This is a genomic window from Bordetella tumbae, assembly GCF_054780995.1.
In genome coordinates this window covers 46,875-66,265 of record NZ_BAAGVG010000003.1, presented here as the reverse complement: position 1 = coordinate 66,265, position 19,391 = coordinate 46,875, and the positions used below count along the sequence as shown (strand labels likewise).

Sequence of the window (19,391 nt, the reverse complement as noted above, 5' to 3'; positions counted from 1 at the left end):
TTAAATATATCTGGAGACGAAAATGAAAATCAGGAATCTTGTTCTGCCACTTGCATCGATGTGTACGGTGATGATGCCGGCGCTCGCGCTCGCAGACTACCCGGACAAACCCATCACAATGGTCGTCCCATTTGCGGTCGGAGGAAACTCCGACATTACGGCACGTATTATTGCCCCCGCCCTGGGAAAAGCTCTGAACACAACGATTGTTGTCGTGAACAAACCTGGCGCCGGCGGCATCATTGGCACGGCCCAAGTTGCAAAAGCGGAGGCAGATGGATACACGCTGCTGATGACCACTCCCAATGCCATTGCCGTGGCGCCGTTTATGGCTCCGACCGGCTACAAAACCGCCGACTTCAGCTCGGTAGGCATGATTGCCGAAACGCCGCTGCTGATCGACGCAAACCCAAACGGAAAATACCAAACGATCCAGGAACTGCTGAAGTCCGCCTGCGATAAACCTGGAACCGTGACGGTGGGGCATTCGGGCATCGGCACGACTAACTATGTCGCACTCATTAACCTGGAAGAAGCGACCGGCTGCACATTCAATGCAATTCCGTATAAAGGGGCAGGCCCTGCGATCGTTGATCTCGCTGGCGGGCAACTCGACTTTGTGATTGACCAACTCAGCAGTTCTACCAGTCTGATCGCTGGCGGAAAAATAAAGGTGCTCGCTGTGATGACTGCTGAGCGCGTGCCTGCACTAAAAGACATTCCGACGTTGCGAGAATCCGGTATGGCCAGTATAGACGCCTCGACAGTCATTGGTGTCGTTGCACCAAAGTCAACCCCGGAAACTATCGTAAAAAAACTGAACGCCGCACTACGACAGGTCGCAGAAGACGACATCGTCAAGCGTGCGTTCGACGGAGTCGGCAGCACCGCCAAGTGGTCCTCCCCCGACGACTTTGACACCCTGCTAGGCAAAGAGGAAGAACAAGCGCGTCGGTTGAGCGACGCCGGGAAACTAACAGTGAAATAGCGCCTTTAGGTATATGGCGCTGGAGATGAAATGATGTCAAAGCTTTGCCTACCGCCGAAAGACTCGATGCAGCGAGTCCAATTCGAAATTCCGGCCCATGCATGCGATAGCCACGCGCATATTTTCGGCCCCAACGAGCTTTATCCTTTCGCACCGGACCGCAGCTACACGGCACCTGAAAGCCCGTTGGAAAGTTTCATCCAGCATTTGGAGCGGATGGGCTTTGAACGGGGTGTTCTTGTGACGCCGAGTCCGTACGGTACGGATAACCGATCCGTCTTGGATGCGCTAACTGCGTATCCCGATAGATTAAGAGCCGTAGCTGTCGCCGACACCGGTGTCAATGTGGACACGTTGCGCGTCTGGCGAAAAGCGGGTGTTTGTGGAGTACGCTTCAACCTATATGCTGTCGGCGGAGACAAGGTCTATAAAAATGGCGCTGGACTTGATGTATTGGAAACGTTGGCGCCGATGATGCGCGACCTGGACCTGCATGCGCAGATATGGATTCACGCCCCAGATCTGGTGGAATTGGCGCCCCGTTTGGAAAAATTGAATGTGCCTTTAGTCATCGATCACATGGGCCGCATGAACGCTGCGTTGGGTAGAGACAACCCAGGATTTCAAAAACTTTGCCAGATGCTCGGTGCTGGGAACACCTGGACGAAAATATCCGGCGCGGACCGCAACAGCAACCAGCAAGGTCAATATGGTGATATCGATGACTTTGCCAGCGATCTTATCGCGGCCAATCCAGAAAGAATTGTCTGGGGTTCAGACTGGCCACATACTAATTATTTTGATTCGACGATGGTTCCCGATGACGGTATTCTGCTGAATACGCTGCATCGCTGGTTGCCAGACGCTGATGTCAGACAGAAAATTCTTTGCGACAATCCGGGGCAGCTTTATCGGTTCTGAGCCCGCCGAGGGAATCACGCTGCATGGTGATTCCGTTCGCCATCCGCCACCAAGTGAGCTCGCTGGCTCACTCCTGGCTAGCGCTGCTTGGCTGCGTACTCAGCCGCGATCTGACCATGTCGCAGCACCACCTCTTTCATGATGGATTTCATGAGGCTCTCAACCAGATCCGGGTCCACGTTGGAATCCAGGGCAGATTGTCTCAACCTGGAAAGCTGACGTGCTTCCCGATCCGGATCCACAGGAGGGAAATTATTTTTTGCTTTCAGCAGACCGACCTCGTCGGTACAACGAAAACGTTCGGCCAGGATATACACAAGCGCATTATCGAAAGAGTCAATCACCTGCCTATAGGTTGCGAGTTGAGATTGTGCTTCGGACATCATTGTGTATTCCCTTCATTCAATGCAGGAAAGCCCTGCGGTAGATGATCATGACGATATGGTAAAGGGACCAACGAAAGCAGAACAGCGACAATCCTATTGAGCTGTAGCCCATTTCTCTTTTTTATATGGCTTGTACGGTGCTGAAACTACCAAGCTGCTGCTTCCTTTGCGAGGAGCTCGGCGCACCAGTCAATGAAAGCGCGAATTGCCGGAGAAAGATGGCGGCTTTGCGGATATAGGATGGAGATGGGCTCAGGCGGAGCTTCGATATTCGCCAATAGCCTGACAAGCCGACCGTCGGCGATATGCTGGCGCACCATATAACTCGCAACACGGATCAGGCCAAAGCCAGCCACGCCGGCAGCGACATAGGCATCAGTGTCGTTGACACTGATGCGGTTCACCATCGGAACCGTAATCACTCGCGCGCCGTCGCGGAAGGTCCAGTTGGAAGAATGACCAGAACGGTTGCCGACGTACCCTACCGCAACATGCTTCCTGAGTGCAGCCACGCTTGTGGGTTTCCCGTGCCGCTTTAGGTAGTCAGGCGAACCGCACAGGTACCAATGAAAGGCGCCTATGCGCCGCGCGACGAGTCGTGACGGCTGCAGCGCTCCAGTCCTGATGACGCAGTCGATGCCATGCTGAACGATGTCTACAGTGGCATCGACTAGATGAAAATCCAGATCGATCGCCGGATAGCGATCCGTAAAGTCCCGCAAGGCTGGAATGATGAAGTTCCTGGCCAATGTGGGCGTCGTGCCGATCCTGATTGACCCGCGCAATGCGCCTGATTGTTGCGACGCCATCTCCTCGGTCAACTGTACATCGCGCAAGAGCACCTTGCAGCCATCGTAATAACGCAGGCCGGCATCCGTGACGCTTAACGCGCGCGTGGTTCTATTCAATAGACGCACGCCTAAATGCGATTCGAGTTCCTTGATCGTGCGCGTCACGGTGGAGGCAAGCACCTGCATCGTGTCAGCGGCTTTCTTGAAGCTACCAGCCTCAACCACCCTCACAAAGGTTTCCATGGCCTGCAGTCGATCCATACGGCGTAGCTCCTCGGATTAATCGTAGCCGGGCTCGCTTTTGTGAAGGCTGCACCCCGCGACAACGTAAACAGCCTGACTATTATTGCAAAAAATCAAATTTTAAATTGTCCTGACCGAGCTTTATCACCATCAAAATCTGAGTCATCATCAAGCCATAAGCCTCGAAATTTCGTGGAAAAACACGACTTTTACCGACGAATCCGAATCGCTGAAATTTCTCTTGGAAATTCGAATTCGTATGTTTGATCACGACAATTACATCGAAATTATTAAGGAATCCTACGATGAATCATAGTGAATTGGAACGGCAGCATATGCTTGTGCTGGGAGCCGGCCAGCTTGGAATGGCGGTGCTGCGCGAGCTTGGCCCCCGTGCTCGTGCCTCACAGATATTGGTGACCGCTTTGGTATCTCCGGACACTGTCAATCGTCCATCGGGGCAAAGTACCGAAATTCTCGCCGAGCTTGATGATATGGGCATCAAGGTTATTGGCTTTGATCTAGCGTCCGATGAGGCATCACTGGCGAAGCTCTTTGAGAAGTACGACACAGTCTTGAACTGCTCGGGCTTCGTAGCCGGTCCTGGCACACAGTTGAAGATCACCAGAGCGGTGCTGACAGCCAAAGTCAGGCGTTACTTCCCGTGGCAGTTCGGCGTCGACTACGACATCGTTGGCCGTGGCAGCGGGCAACCTGTGTTCGACGAACAGTATGCAGTGCGGCAATTGTTGCGAAGCCAACAACACACGGAATGGGTGATAGTTTCGACAGGGATGTTTACGAGTTTCCTGTTCGAACCAACGTTCGATGTCGTGAATCTGGAACAACGAACCATTCACGGCCTAGGCAGTTGGGACACAAAAGTGACCGTGACCACCCCCGAAGATATCGGTCGGCTCACCACGGAAATTTTGCTGACCCAACCAAGAATTATCAACGAGGTGGTCTACGTGGCCGGGGACACGATCTCATATGGGCGACTTGCAGAGGTGATTGAGCGCGTCGCGGGTCAGCGCTTTGAGAAAAGCGTATGGACCTTGGATCAATTGCGCGCCTATCTAGCGGAAACACCAGACGACGTAATGGCACGCTATCGGGCCGCGTTCGCCCTGGGAGACGGGATGTGGTGGGAAAAGTCCCAGACTTTCAATGTGCGCAACGGCTACGAGACGACCGACGTTGAGCGCTACCTAAAGACTAAACTATCCGATAGGTCTGCATCACATATGTAGCGAGAGAAACACCCGCCATCTGCAGAACAACGTCTTATTCTTTTCGGCAATGCCGGCATTAGCGTGTCCGACAAATCATTACCGCTACGCTCTTAACTCCGAATGTGCCGCACGTTGTTTAACAAGTGCGGCCTCTTAGCATCCTTCGATGCTTTGAGATTCGATTTTTCTCATATTCAAAATTTGGAGAAATGATGCGTGAACTCTTTTTACATGAGATCTCGAGTGTCAGTGGTGGAATGGGCATAGCAACTTCAGCGAAAGCCATCACCGATGATCGCGTCCATGCCGACCGCTCCGCGGAAGTAGCCGTGCGCACATCGGATCACAAAACAGGCTCGATTTTCCCTCTGGTGATAGGCGCCGGAGCCATGGCTGCTGCAGCACTCTCCATGCAAAGTTGGTTAGCACGCGCCGCGATCGCAGGCGCCGGCATGGTAGCTCTCCGCAGCGCGTCACTCATGTACTACGACGTTGATGCCGATAGCCAGCGCAGTGATGCCGTATCACTTACGCAAAGGGCATAGCGCTCAGCAAATATCGTCACCAACATGATGCTCATCGCAATAACGCCCCGACACCTCTAACAACTGCGAGTCCCGGCCGCGTGCCCGAGGGGTGTGCCGGGCCGTTGAGCGCGGATTTAGTCCGCGTAGCGGACCGAGCCCCCTGCTAATGGGGCGAGTCCGTGCGATAGGCCCGGCACACCCCTCGGGCACGCGGCCGGGACGCCTAAATAGAGACGCCCGACGCCAGCAAACAAGAATCGCCGAACGTCACCAAGCCTCATCCTGCTCCCCCCAAGCCAACACCATCCAGCATCAGCAAGAAACCCACTCCGCAACACCCCCTAACTAGCCTGCCCCAAATCAAACAAGCTAGTCGCATCCAACTCCAACACAGCCTCATCATGCTGATTCAAAACCGTCCAATTCCAAGTAATAATCCCCAGATCATCCCGAGAAGTAGACCGCCGCACCGCCTGCACACGCGCATCCAACCGCAACGTATCTCCAGGCCGCACCGGCACTCGCCAACGAACCTCCCCCAGCCCTGGCGAACCGAACGATTCAGAATCATGCAGCGCCACCTCAACCGCCATACGCATCGCGAGCGCACACGTATGCCAGCCACTAGCGATCAAACCACCCCAGCGACCTTGAGTGGCTCGTTCCACATCGGTGTGAAACCATTGGGGATCATATTGGCGGGCAAATGTCAGGATCTCGGCCTCGGTGACCGTCACCGGACCACCATGGATCAACATGCCTTCCTTGAATTCTGCGAATTTCATTTTTTCGGCGTCTTCAGCAAAAACCGGCGCACCTGAGTACGCCGGTAGTTTGAGTACAAGACAGGCAGAGTGCCTGCGCCGAATAGCGCGATGCAGGGCACCTACAAAATGCCCCGAGCCCCTGCCAGCTAGTACGTCTCGAAATGCAACCGCCCCTCGCGGCGCAACACATCATGCAGGATAGTCCAATCCTGGCCGGATTGCACGACGACATCACGCAAAGCGTCCAAAACGCCGGTTTCCATTCCCTTTAGCCCACAAACGTAAATACAGGTATTTGTATCCTGCAGCAACGTCCACACATCGGCGGCGCGCTCGCGAATCAAATCCTGGACGTAACGGCGCGGCTGCGCCGCATCCCGCGACAGGGCCAGGTTGATATCGATGAAATCGCGGGGGAGTTTCATCAGTGGACCAAAGTACGGCAGCTCACGTTGCGTACGCGCGCCAAAGAACAACATCAGGCGGCCATTCGTGCCGCGTGCGATCCGGCGCCGATAACGCTCTGTCATCGCGCGCATGGGCGCCGACCCTGTCCCCGTGCAGATCATCATCAGATTGGCCCTCGCATGATTGGGCATCAAAAAGGTATTCCCAAACGGCCCGATGACTTGCACCGTATCGTTCTTGGCCAGATCGCAGAGATAGTTCGAACATACACCGCGTGCCGGCTGCCCTTGATGGTCCTCGGTGACGCGTTTCACGGTCAACGATAAATTGTTGTAGCCCGCGCGTTCGCCATCGCGAGGGCTGGCCAGCGAATATTGACGCGCGTGATGCGCACGGCCCTGCGCATCGGTGCCAGGAGGCAATATCCCAATGGACTGCCCTTCCAACACCGGAAACGGCACATTGCCGAAGTCCAGCACGATGTGATGAATATCGCTGTCGGTATCATCATCGGTCACACGATAATTGCCGACGACCGTCGCGAGAGCGGGTGTCTTGTGGCCGTACAGATTGACATAGGGATGCGCTGCAGACCACGGAGGAATCGTTGCGCCTGAGGACGAAAAAACGATGGCGGGAGCAGTGGCGGCATCGGCATCCTCGCCACCATTGGATGCCTGGAGTACTGCCTCCTCACCATGGGATGCTGCATTCGCAGACACCGCATCGGGTAGCGCTTTTTCGCCGGGCAACTCATCCCAGCCGAATTGCTCCTCGACACTGTAGGCCTCGGTTTTCAGCACCAGCCGCCAATTATCAATTGACCCCGTCGGACAAGGCGGCACGCAGGCCATGCAGCCATTGCAAATGGCGGGGTCCACCACGTAGTTGGTGCCATCATGCGTGATGGCGTCGATGGGGCAAGTTTCCTCGCAGGTGTTGCAGCGTATGCAGATCTCGGGATCGATCAAGTGCTGCTTCAACACCTCGGGCGGCAAAGGTGCGTTCATCTTTTGCTCCGAGAATTCCCGGCATGAATGCCGGGCGCCGGGATTCAGTTAAAACGGACGTACTCGAAGTTCACGGCCTGTCGATTCACACCCATGACAGGCGGTGCAATCCAGTTGGCGAACTTGCCTGTCTCGACGACACGGCCCATCAGCGAGGCCACGAATGCACGGTCCTCCGGCGTGGGCAGCCATTTGTGTTGATTGGCCTGCCACTGCGCTTCAGACAGGACTTCGCCATCGGGTGCAACACGGATGCCAGCGAGCGTGCCGATCTGACGATTGAATGCTTTGTGCGGTACAGACAGACGGAATGGCAGTCCGCTTTTCTCGATGACTTTGTTCCAGCGTCCCACGCCAGCCATGGAGTCCTTGATGAAATCATCGCGCAGCACCTCGTTCAGGGCATTCAGCATCGGGACTTCGATTTCGCGCAGCTTGCCGCCGTCGACGGTCAACACGCGATAGGTATCATTTTTCAGTTGATGATCGTCCGTGCGCTTGCCTTCTTCGTAGCGGCCTTTTAGACCCGCACTGTAAAAGATGGCTGCGTTCGAGGACTGATCCGCGCCGAACAAATCGATGGTGACGCTGTAGTGGAAATTCAGATAGCGCTGGATAGTGGGCAGATCGATCACACCGGCAGCGCGTATCGTGGCCGGATCATCGGTTTTCAGCTCGCGCATGACTTCGCAGGTGCGTTGAATGATACGTGAGACGCCCGATTCGCCCACGAACATGTGGTGGGCTTCTTCGGTCAGCATGAATTTGGTCGTGCGGGCCAAGGGATCAAAGCCGGATTCCGCCAACGCGCACAACTGGAATTTTCCATCGCGGTCGGTGAAATAGGTGAACATATAAAAGGCCAGCCAATCGGGCGTCTTTTCGTTGAATGCGCCTAGGATGCGTGGGTTATCCGCATCGCCGGAGCTGCGTTGCAACAAGGCATCCGCCTCCTCGCGGCCGTCGCGGCCGAAATAGCGATGCAGCAGATACACCATCGCCCACAGGTGACGGCCCTCTTCGACGTTGATCTGAAATAGATTGCGCAAGTCGTATTGCGACGGTGCGGTCATGCCCAGATGGCGTTGCTGTTCGATCGAGGCGGGCTCGGTGTCGCCCTGCGTGACGATGATGCGGCGCAGGTTGGCGCGATGCTCGCCCGGCACGTCTTGCCAGACATCGCGGCCGAGGTTTTCGCCGAAATGAATTTTGCGCTGGCCGTCTTGCGGTGCGAGGAAAATCCCCCAGCGATAATCAGGCATCTTCACATGATCGAAATGCGCCCAGCCATCGGGCTCGACGCTGACGGCAGTACGCAAGTACACGTCAAAACCGTGCGAACCGTCCGGGCCCATGTCCTGCCACCATTGCAGGTAGTTGGGCTGCCAGTGTTCCAGTGCGCGCTGCAGCGCGCGGTCGCTGGACAGGTTGACGTTGTTGGGGATTTTTTCACCGTAGTTGATGCCTGACATGTCTGCTCTCCAGGTCGGCGGCATGGCTGCTGCCGAATTGTTCTATGTGTGTTGCGGTTGAATCAGGATGGTCCGGGTCTGCGTTCTGTGCTGCTACACGCGGTTCCAATCGAACGACGCCTGCTCGCCTTTACCGTAGAGTTTCAGTGCACCCTTTTCACCCGCGGCATTGGGTCGATTGAAAATCCAGTTCTGCCAGGCAGTGAGGCGGCCGAATATACGGGTCTCCATCGTTTCGCGCCCGCCGAATCGCAGGTTCGCTTCCAGCCCCGTCAATGCATCGGGAGACAAGGCGCGGCGTTCTTCGAGCGCGAGACGGACTTCGTCATCCCAGTCGATACTGTCGGGCGCAAACGTCACCAGTCCCAGCGCTAATGCACGCGTGGCGGGCAATAGCTGCCCGCCCACTGCACGCACGGCCTCGAGCGGCAAGGTTTCTTCGTAAAAGCGGCGCTGCAGACGGCTTTGGCCATTGACCAGCGGATACGCGCCGAAATTACGCTCGCCCACGACGATCTGTGCAGGCACATCGGCATCCTCGTCGTCCAGCATGTAGATGCGGTCGGCAGCCAGGGCCAATTCAAACAAAGTGCCGGCAAAGCACGAACCCGGTTCGATCAGCGCAAAGAGAGAGCGCGAGGTCACGTCCAGGCGCGCCAGGGTACGGCGCAGCATGCCCGCGGTTTCGCGTACGAACCAGTGATCGGCATGCTGCTGCAAGGCCGCGTCAGCGGCGAGCACCGACGCCATATCGCCCTCGGTTTTCAGCACCCACGTGCCCAGGTCGGGTTCGTTGGTGCGCAGATTGAGAATCGCATCATCCAGCTCGCGGGCCATCTGCAGCGGCCACCAGGCAGCACCGGCAGCCACGATGGTGTCGATATCCTGCTCGACCGATGCCTGCGGACCGCGGATGGTCCAGGTGGCCAGGCGTTTCTCACGATCGTAGGTGACGTCCACGTATTGATAGGACAACCGGCTTGCTGTTTCGGTACGCGACAGCGGTGTCAGGGCAATGCCTTGCGCTTGCGCAGGACGGTCGCTCCCGGCGGCCAATTCGGCAGCCCGAGCCTGCACGGCATCCTGGAATTGCGCGGGTTTGATGACTTGATCGACCAGGCGCCAGTCCTTTGCACGCTGGCCGCGCACGCCCTCGACCAGGGTGCAAAAAATGTCGGCATGATCGTGCCGCACCTTGCGTTTGTCCGTCACGCGAGTCAGCCCGCCTGTGCCGGGCAGCACACCGAGCAAAGGCACCTCGGGCAATGCCACGGCCGACGAACGGTCATCCACCAGGAAAATCTCGTCGCACGCCAAGGCCAATTCATACCCGCCCCCGGCGCAGGCGCCATTGAGAGCAGCGATGAATTTCAAGCCGCTATGGCGGCTGGAGTCTTCGATACCGTTGCGTGTCTCGTTGGTGAATTTGCAGAAGTTCACTTTCCAAGCATGGGACGACAAGCCCAACATGAAAATGTTGGCGCCGGAACAGAAAACGCGGTCTTTCATGCTGGTGACCACGACCGTACGCACCTCAGGATGCTCGAAACGGATGCGCTGCAAGGCATCGTGCAATTCAATATCGACCCCGAGGTCGTAGGAATTGAGCTTGAGCTTGTAGCCCGGCCGCAGCCCGCCGTCCTCGGCGACATCCATGGCCAGGGTGGCTACCTGTCCCTCGAAGCTGAGTTTCCAATGGCGGTACTGGCTAGGATCGGTCTGAAAATCCACACGGGATTCGGGGCTGCTCATGGTTTGTCTCCTGATCGCCTGACATGAATAATACTGCATTAGATGCATTAAAATGCAGATTAATGCGCAAAGAAACTCGCGTCAAGCGAAAGATGCATAAAAATGCAGTTTTGATATCAGGCGACGGGAGCAGCGCTTTTAAAGCGGTAACCCGCAGGCCTTGCGCACCTGCGCACGCAGACCGCCAAAGCTTTCTTCCAGACTCAAGCCACTCGTCATCCAGGTCATGTCCGCTTTGGCATAGAAGGCCTCGCGCCCGGCCAGGATGCGTTTCAGATCCGCCATGGCTTCGCTATTGCCCGACATAGGACGGAAATCGCCCTGCGCCATGACGCGTGACATGTGCTCGTCCGGGGTGGCGCGCAGCCAGACGGTGTAGCAGTGCGTCAACAACAGATTCAGGGTCGCCGGCTCGGACACCAGGCCTCCGGGTGTAGCCAGCACCATTTCCGGGTAAAGCTGCACGGCCTCTTCCAGCGCCCGGCGCTCGTAGCGGCGATAGGCATTGGGGCCATAGAGATTGTGGATCTCAAGAATGCCGCAACCGGCAACACGCTCGATCTCGCGATTGAGCTCGACAAATGGATAGCCTAGATCATCGGCCAACATCGGCCCCAGCGTGGATTTGCCCGCTCCGCGCAATCCAATCAAGGCCACGCGCTGAAAGCGATTGGGCCGCTGCGCCCCCTCGCCCACGCCGAACAACTGCGTCAGCGCCTCGCGAGCCCGCTGTAAATCGGACTCGGTGCGGCCGCTGAGCAGTTCGCGAATCAACAGCCAGTCCGGCGACTCGGTGGTGACGTCCCCTACCAACTCGGCCAAGGCGCAGTTAAAGGCCTTGGCGATCTGCAGCAGCACGAGGATCGAAGCATTGCCGACGCCGTGTTCCAGATTCGCCAGGTGACGCTCGGATACGCCGGTGGCTTGCGACAAACTTTTGCGCGTCATGCCCCGGATCGCGCGCAGGCGCCGCACTCTCTCGCCCAAGGCGATCAAAAACGGCTCTCGGCGCAACTCCGAGGATTCCTTGTCTAGCGGGTGAACCATATTGATTGAGCTCCGAGGAAACCCTGATACCAGCAATTTTATGCACTATAGTGCTTGACTTGCTTGGTGTGAAGCACTATTTTTCCATTAACCCGGCTCGCAACCGGCACGCATGCCCGCCACAAAAAGCAATTCATTGCATACGCTGCAGCCGAAGCGCCACAGTGTAAAGGACGAGACAACGCATGAGTACGCCAGCTTCCTTCCACGATTTGATGTGCCGCATTACCTCTCCTATTGCTGGCCTGCCGCTGGACAGCTCCCTGCAAGCCCGGTTGAACCAGGAGATGGGGCCAGACAGCGAGCTGTATCGAGCCGTCTTTGCCGCCTGTAGACAGGGGGTTGCCGAGGGCTGGATGTGCAGCCGGGAAGGCGGCGGCATCCGCTACGGCCGCGTCCTCAAGCCCGAGGCGGGACTGGGCGGGTTCTCGGTGGATGTCGTGGACATGAATCGCCTGGCTGGTCCGCACCACACTCATCCGCAAGGCGAGATCGATCTGATCATGCCGCTCGACGACAGCGCGAAATTCGATGGCCATGGTGCCGGCTGGCTGGTCTATGGCCCGGGCAGTGCGCATCGGCCTACGGTCAGCGATGGACAGGCGCTCGTGCTGTACCTGTTGCCCAACGGCGAGATTGAATTCACCGCGGCTTGACCGCTCTGCGGCGCGCGGTGTTGGTGCATGCCGTGCAGGCTACGAGACCTAAGTGACAACGTCAGGACTGACCATAAAAATACGGAGACCTCGATGAACCCCTGCCCCACCGAGTTGAACTTTGCCAGTCACCTGGCGGCACTGAACGCGCCACGCGCCGCCAAGCTGGCCTATATCGACGACACGCGGCGCATCACGTATGGAGAGTTGGCCGAGCGCGTCGCGCGATGTGCCGGCGCACTAAGGCAACTGGGATTGCGCCGCGAAGAGCGTGTGCTGCTCTTGATGCATGACAACGTGGACTGGCCTGTCGCATTTCTAGGGGCACTGCATGCGGGCATCGTGCCGGTCGCGGTCAACACGCTGCTGACGCCCGAGGATTATGCCTACATTGCCGGGCACTGCCGTGCGCGCGCGGCATTGGTATCGGGGGAATTGCTAGGTACGCTGCAGACCGCTTTAGGCAAGGGTCCGCACGAGATCGAAAACATCATCGTATCTCGCCCCGCAGGCGCGTTGCCGGCGGGAAACCGGGATTTCGGGCAGTGGCTGGCTGACGCGCCGCTGGCGCCAGCCGTACGCACCCTATCCGATGAGATCGCCTTCTGGTTGTACTCGTCGGGATCAACAGGCAAGCCAAAAGGCGTAGTGCATACCCATGGCAATCTCTGGCACACGGTAGAGCTCTATGCCAAACCCGTTCTGGGCATACGCGAAGACGATATCGTGTTTTCAGCAGCCAAGCTGTTTTTCGCCTATGGGCTGGGCAATGGGCTGAGCTTTCCGCTGGCGGTTGGCGCAACAGTGGTCGTCATGAGCGAGCGCCCCACGCCACAAGCCGTATTCAAGCGCCTGACCGAACATCGTCCCACCGTGTTTTACGGTGTGCCCACGCTCTACGCCAGTATGCTCGCCAGCCCTGACCTGCCGGCGCGCGAACAAGTGGCCATGCGAGTCTGTACCTCTGCCGGTGAAGCCCTGCCGCGCGATATCGGCGAACGCTTCACGCGTCATTTTGGTTGCGAGATCCTGGACGGGATCGGCTCGACCGAGATGCTGCATATTTTCCTGTCCAATCAGCCGGGCAGTTTGCGCTATGGCACCACGGGTAAACCGGTGCCGGGATATGAGGTGCAATTACGCGATGAGGACGGCCGCATCGTCGCCGCAAATATGATCGGCGATCTGTATATCAAGGGGCCCAGCACGGCGCTGATGTACTGGAACAACCGCGATAAGACGCGGCAATGCTTTCAGGGGGAATGGCTGAAAAGCGGCGACAAGTATCAATGCGATGCGGACGGCTATTACACCTATGCGGGCCGCAGCGACGACATGATAAAGGTCAGCGGCCAGTATGTGTCGCCGGTAGAAGTCGAGAACGTGCTGATTCAACATGAGGCCGTCCTGGAGGCCGCGGTGATCGGCGTTCCCGATCATGACGGACTGATCAAAACCAAGGCCTATGTGGTGCTGCGCCCGGGATTTCAACCCAATGCCGATACCGGCGAGGCACTGCAGCAATATGTGAAGCAGCATCTGGCGCCGTTCAAATATCCGAGGCAAATCAACTTTACCGAGGACCTGCCGAAAACGGCGACAGGAAAAATACAACGCTTCCGGTTGCGGCAATTGGAAAGCAACGAGATTTCCCGGAGCATTGCATGAATACGGCCGCCACCGTCAAGGTCCTCGATACACAAGGCACGCAGACTGCGTGGGCCGATCTGCACGTGCAGGGACGCTCGATGCGCCTGGAATATCGCTGGCTATCGCCCGAACGGCAGGATGCCCCGCTGTTGATATTCCTGCACGAAGGACTGGGCTCGGTCGCCATGTGGAAAGACTGGCCGCAGCGCGTGTGCGATGCAGCGGCCTGCCGTGGGTTGGTGTTTTCACGCTATGGCTATGGGCAATCCACGCCGCGCCCAGCGGCAGAAAAATGGCCCGTGACATTCATGCACGATCAGGCGCGCGAAATCTTGCCTGCGCTCTTGAAGGCGCTGCATATCGATGCCGAACGCGATCGCCCTATCCTGTTTGGCCATAGCGATGGCGGCTCGATTGCATTGCTCTATGCCGCCATGCATCCTCAGGCTATCGCCGGCCTCGTGGTTGCGGCCCCTCACGTGTTCGTCGAGGACGTCACCATCGCCCATATCGAGCAAGCGCGCCAAGCCTACTTACACACAGACTTGCCCGCCAAGCTGGCGCGCTATCACGCCGATGCGGATTCGGCATTCTGGGGATGGAACGACATCTGGCTGAATCCCGCATTTCGCGCCTGGAATATTCAGGAATATTTGCCGCGTATCAAATGCCCTGTATTGGCGATACAGGGCCAGGACGATGAGTACGGCACGATGGCGCAGATTCACAGCATTCGCGAAGCGGCTGCACAAGCACGATTGTTGAAAATTCCTGATTGCCGTCACTCCCCGCACATAGACCAACCCGATGTTGTCATCAGGGCTGTCGCTGAATTCATCGACGGCCTGAACAAGCACGGCTGAGCTCGCGAGCCTGCCAACAATAACCAGGAGACAAACCATGATGCATCGCGCCCTGAATCGCGCCGTGATTGCCAGTGCACTCGCGTTGACCGCCAGTCATGCACTGGCTGCGGACAAAATCAAAGTGGGGTTCATGCTGCCCTATAGCGGCACCTATGCCGCACTGGGCACTGCCATTGAAAATGGATTCAAGCTCTACGTCGCGGAACAGGGAGGCAAACTCGGTGGACGCGAGCTGGAGTATTTCAAGGTCGATGACGAGTCCAATCCGGCCAAGGCATCGGAAAATGCCAATCGCCTGATCAAACGGGACCAGGTCGATGTGGTGATCGGCACGGTGCACTCGGGTGTGGCCATGGCGCTGGCCAAAGCGGCCAAGAGCAGCGATACCACGCTGATCGTCACCAATGCCGGCGCTGACGCCATCACCGGCGCCATGTGTGGACCGGGCATTTTCCGCACCTCGTTCTCGAACTGGCAACCGGGTTATGCCATGGGCCCGGTGGCGGCTGCCAAAGGTCACAAGACGGCGGTAACGATTACGTGGAAATATGCCTCGGGCGAAGAACAGATGGCAGGATTTCGCGAGAGCTTTGAAAAAGCCGGCGGCAAGATCGTCAAGGACTTGACGCTGCCCTTTCCCAATGTGGAGTTTCAATCGCTCTTGACGGAGATCGCTTCGATCAAGCCCGACATGGTGTTTGCCTTTTTTGCCGGCGGCGGCGCGGTGAAGTTCGTACAGGACTACCACGCGTCCGGCCTGCAGAAATCCATCCCGCTCTATGGCACAGGTTTTCTCACCGATGGCACGCTGCCCGCACAGGGCAATGCCGCACAAGGCCTGCTCACCACGTTGCATTATGCCGACGGCCTGAACACGCCACGCGACAACGCTTTTCGCGCGTCCTATGCCAAGGCCTATAACGACCTGCAACCCGATGTCTATGCGGTGCAAGGCTACGATGCCGCGCAACTCATGCAAAGCGGCTTGACTGCCGTGCAGGGCAACATCGCGGACAAGGCCAAGTTCCGCGATGCCATACGCAGCGCCACGATAGACAGCCCGCGCGGCAAATTCACGCTATCTGCGGCCGGCAATCCAGTGCAGGATTTCTATCTGCGTGAAGTCTCCGGCAAAGAAAACAAAGTCGTTGACGTCGCAGTCAAGCAGTTGGCTGATCCCGCTCAGGGCTGCAAGCTCTGATCACCGGGCGCGAATGCCATCATGGATACCAGCACCTTTCTCATCCAGTGCCTCAATGCCCTGCAACACGGTCTGCTGCTGTTTCTGGTCGCCAGCGGTCTGACATTGATCTTTGGCATCATGGGCATCATCAATCTGGCGCATGGCAGTTTTTACATGATCGGCGCCTACATGGCATTCGCGCTGAATCCGCTGGTCGAGCGGTGGCTGGGCGGCGGCTTTGTCACGACGCTCGTGCTGTGCGTCGTATTGGCCATCGTGCTCGGCTATGTGCTGGAGGCGGCGTTCTTCAGCTATCTGTATCGGCGCGATCATCTGCAGCAAGTGCTGATGACCTATGGGTTGATCTTGGTATTTGAGGAAATCCGCAGTCTGCTGGTAGGCAATGATGTGCATGGCGTACCGGTACCTGCCTGGCTCGCCGGCAGCGTGCCCTTGGGCGATATTCTCACCTATCCCGTTTATCGGCTGTTCATCTCGGCGGTCGGCATCGGCGTGGCGATATTGCTTTATTGGGTCCTGACGCACACGCGTCTGGGCATGATGGTGCGGGCAGGCGCCAGCAACCGGGAAATGATCGGTTCGCTCGGCATCGACATCAATCGTCTATACCGCATCGTATTCGCGGCAGGCGTCGCGTTGGCGGCATTGGCAGGCACGATTGCTGCCCCGGTATCGTCGGTCTATCCCGGCATGGGCAATAGCGTGCTGATCATGTGCTTTGTCGTGGTGGTGATCGGCGGCATCGGCTCGATTCGCGGCGCGTTTCTGGCAGCCATGTTGGTGGGGACGGTCGAGACTTTTGGCCAAGTGTTATTCCCATCGGCGGCCGGCATTCTGGTGTACGTGCTGATGGCCGTCATTCTCCTGTGCAAGCCCGAAGGGCTGTTCAAGCAGGGTTAGGCATGGGGCAGCTGATGAACTACGCACGCAAACTGATCCCTATTGCCGTACTGCTCGTACTCGCCGTCTTTCCGCTGTCGGGTAATGACTACTACATCGGACTGGCGATCAAGATCATGATCTATGCGATCTTTGCGCTCAGCCTGCAATTGCTCGTGGGCGGGGCGGGATTGATCAGTCTGGGGCACGCAGCATTCTTTGGCATTGGCGCTTATGCCGCAGCATTGTTGTCGCCGGAATCAGAGGCTGGAGGACTGTTGTGGCTGCTCGTGGCAGCGCTGGGCAGCGCAGCGATCTATGCATTGATCACGGGAGCCCTCGCGTTGCGCACGCGTGGCGTCTATTTCATCATGGTGACCTTGGCCTTTTCGCAAATGGCCTATTACGTGTTTCACGACACGGACATCGGAGGAGGCAGCGACGGGATTTATCTGTATTTCCGCCCACAGATCTCATTGGCGAACTGGATGCCTTTCGATCTCGAAAATCCTGGCGCCTATTACCTGTTTGTCCTGGTCTGTCTGGCATTGACATGGGGCTTTCTGGCCCTGCTCGGACGTTCGCCCTTTGGCGCAGCGCTGACGGGCATTCGCTTGAATGAACAACGCATGCGGGCTGCCGGTTATTCCACCTTTCCGTACAAGCTGACGGCTTATGTCATCGGCGCCACGTTGGCGGGGCTGGCGGGGTTTCTCTATGCATTGAAGGATGGTTTCGTTACGCCGGAGCTGCTGACCTGGGAGCAGTCTGGATTGGTGTTGCTGATGGTCATTCTGGGCGGCATGCATCGCCTCGGCGGCGCAGTGCTGGGCACCGTGACGCTGATCCTGTTGCAAGAGCTCTTTCAGTCGCAAGCCCTGTTTGGCGATTATGCAAAGCACTGGCATCTGACACTGGGGCTGGCCATCATCGCGCTGGTCGCGTTGTTGCCTAATGGCTTGGCCGGGCTGCCTGCTCAATGGCGCGAACGCCGCGAAGCGCGTCTCGCTGCCGCATCAGGCACGCCGAACAACGCGGCTGCAGCTCAGTCCCTATCCATTTCTGGAGGCCCTCATGCCTGACACCATGTTGGCCGCACGCGGCATCACGCGCCGTTTTGGTGGCTTGGTCGCCGTCAATGAGGTGTCGTTGGATTTGCATCGCGGCACCGTACACGCCGTGATCGGAACCAATGGCGCAGGCAAATCCACGCTCATCAACATTCTGTCCGGTGAGTTGCCTGCCAGCGCGGGCCAGGTCCTGATGAATGGCCAGGACATCACCGCCTGGCCACAGCCTCAGCGAGCGCGCCAAGGCCTGGGACGCAGCTATCAACGCTCAACGATTTTCCCCGCACTCAGCGTGTTCGAGAACTGCCGGTTGGCAGCGCAGGCCGGCAATCCGAGGTTCTGGCACTGGTGGCGGCGAGCCGATGGCTGCGCCCGCAGCCGCGAGCTCGCCCACCATGCGCTGGAGCGCACAGGTCTGGCCAGCCGCGGCAGCACCCCTGCAGGCCTGCTGCCGCACGGCCACAAGCGTCAACTGGAAATCGCCATGTGCCTGGCTGGCGAGCCGCAAGTGCTGTTGCTGGACGAACCGCTGGCAGGCATGGGCCCCGAAGAAACCGAACGCATCCTCGCCTTGTTGCAAAACCTGAAGACCGAGCACGCGATCTTGCTGGTGGAACACGACATGGATGCGGTATTCGGCAACGCCGACCGCATTACGGTGATGGTTAACGGTTGCGTCATCGCCTGCGGCAGCCCCACAGATATCCGGGCCAACCCGCAAGTCCAGGACGCCTATCTGGGAGACGGCTCATGCACGCACTGATCGACGCCAGCGGCCTGCATAGTTACTACGGCGCGAGTCACATACTGCGAGGTATTGATTTGCAGATCAGTGCAGGCGAATCCGTCGGGCTGGTGGGCCGCAACGGCATGGGCAAGACCACCCTGATTCGCACACTGATGGGACATGTGCGCAGCCGCCAGGGGCAGTTCGCTATAGGCGGCAAAGACTGCACCCGGGCACAACCGCACGCCATTGCACGTCTGGGCCTGGCATATGTCCCAGAGGGGCGCGGCGTGTTTCCGAATCTCAGCGTGCGCGAAAATCTGCTCGTCGCGGCGCGCCCCGGCACACGAGGGCAGACGGACTGGACCTATGAGCGCGTGCTCGCGACCTTTCCGCGTCTGGCCGAGCGCCTGCATCACGGCGGCCAGCAATTGTCCGGCGGCGAACAGCAGATGCTGGCCATCGGCCGCGCCTTGACCACTAACCCCAACCTCCTGATCCTGGACGAAGCCACAGAAGGACTCGCGCCGCTGATTGTGGCCGAGATCTGGAAGATCGTCGCCGCAATCCGCGCCACGGGTATGTCGACCCTGATCGTCGATCGCAACTACCGGGCAGTCCTGGCACACACCGATCGATGCCTGGTCATGGAAAAAGGCCGTATCGTGCACGAGGGCGCCAGTCCAGCGCTGGCGTCGCAGCCCGAACAGTTGGCGCGCTATCTGGGAGTGTGAGCCCAGTGAGGCCGACTCAGGGGAAATCCCGGTCGTGCTCTCGCCATTTTCCAGGCAC

19 protein-coding genes are annotated in these 19,391 nt (G+C 58.0%); 12 read left to right on the top strand and 7 right to left on the bottom strand.

Going from position 1 to position 19,391, the window contains the following annotated elements:
* Positions 1-22 precede the first annotated feature (22 nt).
* Positions 23-988 carry a Bug family tripartite tricarboxylate transporter substrate binding protein gene (locus ACYVI2_RS01820; RefSeq protein WP_415820816.1) on the top strand — a complete coding sequence of 322 codons (966 nt, stop codon included), beginning with the start codon at positions 23-25 and terminating at the stop codon, positions 986-988.
* Positions 989-1,018: 30 nt separating this feature from the next.
* The gene (locus ACYVI2_RS01815; RefSeq protein ID WP_415820817.1) at positions 1,019-1,909 is read left to right on the top strand and encodes an amidohydrolase family protein; all 891 of its coding nucleotides are present in this window, start codon (positions 1,019-1,021) and stop codon (positions 1,907-1,909) included.
* A 77-nt stretch (positions 1,910-1,986) separates the two neighbouring features.
* Here ACYVI2_RS01815 and ACYVI2_RS01810 read toward each other — a convergent pair whose 3' ends face one another.
* Both ACYVI2_RS01810 and ACYVI2_RS01805 read right to left on the bottom strand, forming a co-directional pair.
* Positions 1,987-2,295 carry a chorismate mutase gene (locus tag ACYVI2_RS01810; RefSeq protein WP_415820818.1) on the bottom strand — a complete coding sequence of 103 codons (309 nt, stop codon included), beginning with the start codon at positions 2,293-2,295 and terminating at the stop codon, positions 1,987-1,989.
* 146 nt (positions 2,296-2,441) lie between these two features.
* On the bottom strand, positions 2,442-3,347 hold the full coding sequence (locus tag ACYVI2_RS01805; protein WP_415820819.1) for a LysR substrate-binding domain-containing protein: 906 nt from the start codon (positions 3,345-3,347) through the stop codon (positions 2,442-2,444).
* Positions 3,348-3,634: 287 nt separating this feature from the next.
* Here ACYVI2_RS01805 and ACYVI2_RS01800 point away from each other — a divergent pair, with 287 nt between their 5' ends.
* Positions 3,635-4,582: an aromatic alcohol reductase gene (locus ACYVI2_RS01800; protein ID WP_415820820.1), complete on the top strand. Its 948-nt coding sequence runs from the start codon at positions 3,635-3,637 to the stop codon at positions 4,580-4,582.
* Positions 4,583-4,773: 191 nt separating this feature from the next.
* Positions 4,774-5,109 carry a hypothetical protein gene (locus ACYVI2_RS01795; protein WP_415820821.1) on the top strand — a complete coding sequence of 112 codons (336 nt, stop codon included), beginning with the start codon at positions 4,774-4,776 and terminating at the stop codon, positions 5,107-5,109.
* Positions 5,110-5,432: 323 nt separating this feature from the next.
* Here ACYVI2_RS01795 and ACYVI2_RS01790 read toward each other — a convergent pair whose 3' ends face one another.
* The 5 genes from ACYVI2_RS01790 to ACYVI2_RS01770 form a co-directional block, all read right to left on the bottom strand.
* Entirely contained in the window at positions 5,433-5,876 is a 444-nt protein-coding gene (locus ACYVI2_RS01790) for a MaoC family dehydratase (RefSeq protein ID WP_415820822.1), read from the bottom strand.
* A gap of 128 nt (positions 5,877-6,004) precedes the next feature.
* Positions 6,005-7,276 carry a benzoyl-CoA 2,3-epoxidase subunit BoxA gene (boxA, locus tag ACYVI2_RS01785; RefSeq protein ID WP_415820823.1) on the bottom strand — a complete coding sequence of 424 codons (1,272 nt, stop codon included), beginning with the start codon at positions 7,274-7,276 and terminating at the stop codon, positions 6,005-6,007.
* A gap of 44 nt (positions 7,277-7,320) precedes the next feature.
* Positions 7,321-8,748 (bottom strand): benzoyl-CoA 2,3-epoxidase subunit BoxB, encoded by a 1,428-nt coding sequence (boxB, locus tag ACYVI2_RS01780; RefSeq protein WP_415820824.1) that lies wholly within the window; start codon positions 8,746-8,748, stop codon positions 7,321-7,323.
* Between the two features lie 93 nt (positions 8,749-8,841).
* Positions 8,842-10,500 (bottom strand): 2,3-epoxybenzoyl-CoA dihydrolase, encoded by a 1,659-nt coding sequence (boxC, locus tag ACYVI2_RS01775; RefSeq protein ID WP_415820825.1) that lies wholly within the window; start codon positions 10,498-10,500, stop codon positions 8,842-8,844.
* A gap of 138 nt (positions 10,501-10,638) precedes the next feature.
* Positions 10,639-11,547, bottom strand: coding sequence for a helix-turn-helix transcriptional regulator (locus ACYVI2_RS01770; protein ID WP_415820826.1), 909 nt, complete (start codon positions 11,545-11,547; stop codon positions 10,639-10,641).
* A gap of 185 nt (positions 11,548-11,732) precedes the next feature.
* On the opposite strand from ACYVI2_RS01770, the gene ACYVI2_RS01765 reads away from it, so the two are divergent.
* The 8 genes from ACYVI2_RS01765 to ACYVI2_RS01730 all read left to right on the top strand — a co-directional run bounded on the left by ACYVI2_RS01765 (position 11,733) and on the right by ACYVI2_RS01730 (position 19,333).
* Entirely contained in the window at positions 11,733-12,203 is a 471-nt protein-coding gene (locus ACYVI2_RS01765; protein WP_415820827.1) for a DUF4863 family protein, read from the top strand.
* 93 nt (positions 12,204-12,296) lie between these two features.
* Entirely contained in the window at positions 12,297-13,871 is a 1,575-nt protein-coding gene (locus tag ACYVI2_RS01760) for a benzoate-CoA ligase family protein (protein WP_415820828.1), read from the top strand.
* Positions 13,868-14,716 (top strand): alpha/beta fold hydrolase, encoded by an 849-nt coding sequence (locus ACYVI2_RS01755; RefSeq protein ID WP_415820829.1) that lies wholly within the window; start codon positions 13,868-13,870, stop codon positions 14,714-14,716. The genes ACYVI2_RS01760 and ACYVI2_RS01755 overlap by 4 nt, the downstream gene beginning before the upstream one ends.
* Before the next feature lie 40 nt (positions 14,717-14,756).
* Positions 14,757-15,920 (top strand): ABC transporter substrate-binding protein, encoded by a 1,164-nt coding sequence (locus tag ACYVI2_RS01750; RefSeq protein ID WP_415820869.1) that lies wholly within the window; start codon positions 14,757-14,759, stop codon positions 15,918-15,920.
* A 21-nt stretch (positions 15,921-15,941) separates the two neighbouring features.
* Complete coding sequence (locus tag ACYVI2_RS01745; RefSeq protein ID WP_415820830.1) at positions 15,942-16,823, top strand: branched-chain amino acid ABC transporter permease; 882 nt, start codon at positions 15,942-15,944, stop codon at positions 16,821-16,823.
* Positions 16,824-16,837: 14 nt separating this feature from the next.
* Complete coding sequence (locus tag ACYVI2_RS01740; RefSeq protein ID WP_415820831.1) at positions 16,838-17,884, top strand: branched-chain amino acid ABC transporter permease; 1,047 nt, start codon at positions 16,838-16,840, stop codon at positions 17,882-17,884.
* Positions 17,877-18,635 (top strand): ABC transporter ATP-binding protein, encoded by a 759-nt coding sequence (locus ACYVI2_RS01735; RefSeq protein WP_415820832.1) that lies wholly within the window; start codon positions 17,877-17,879, stop codon positions 18,633-18,635. The genes ACYVI2_RS01740 and ACYVI2_RS01735 overlap by 8 nt, the downstream gene beginning before the upstream one ends.
* A complete protein-coding gene (locus ACYVI2_RS01730; protein ID WP_415820833.1) occupies positions 18,623-19,333 on the top strand; it encodes an ABC transporter ATP-binding protein in 711 nt (236 codons plus the stop codon). The genes ACYVI2_RS01735 and ACYVI2_RS01730 overlap by 13 nt, the downstream gene beginning before the upstream one ends.
* The last annotated feature ends 58 nt before the right edge of the window (positions 19,334-19,391 follow it).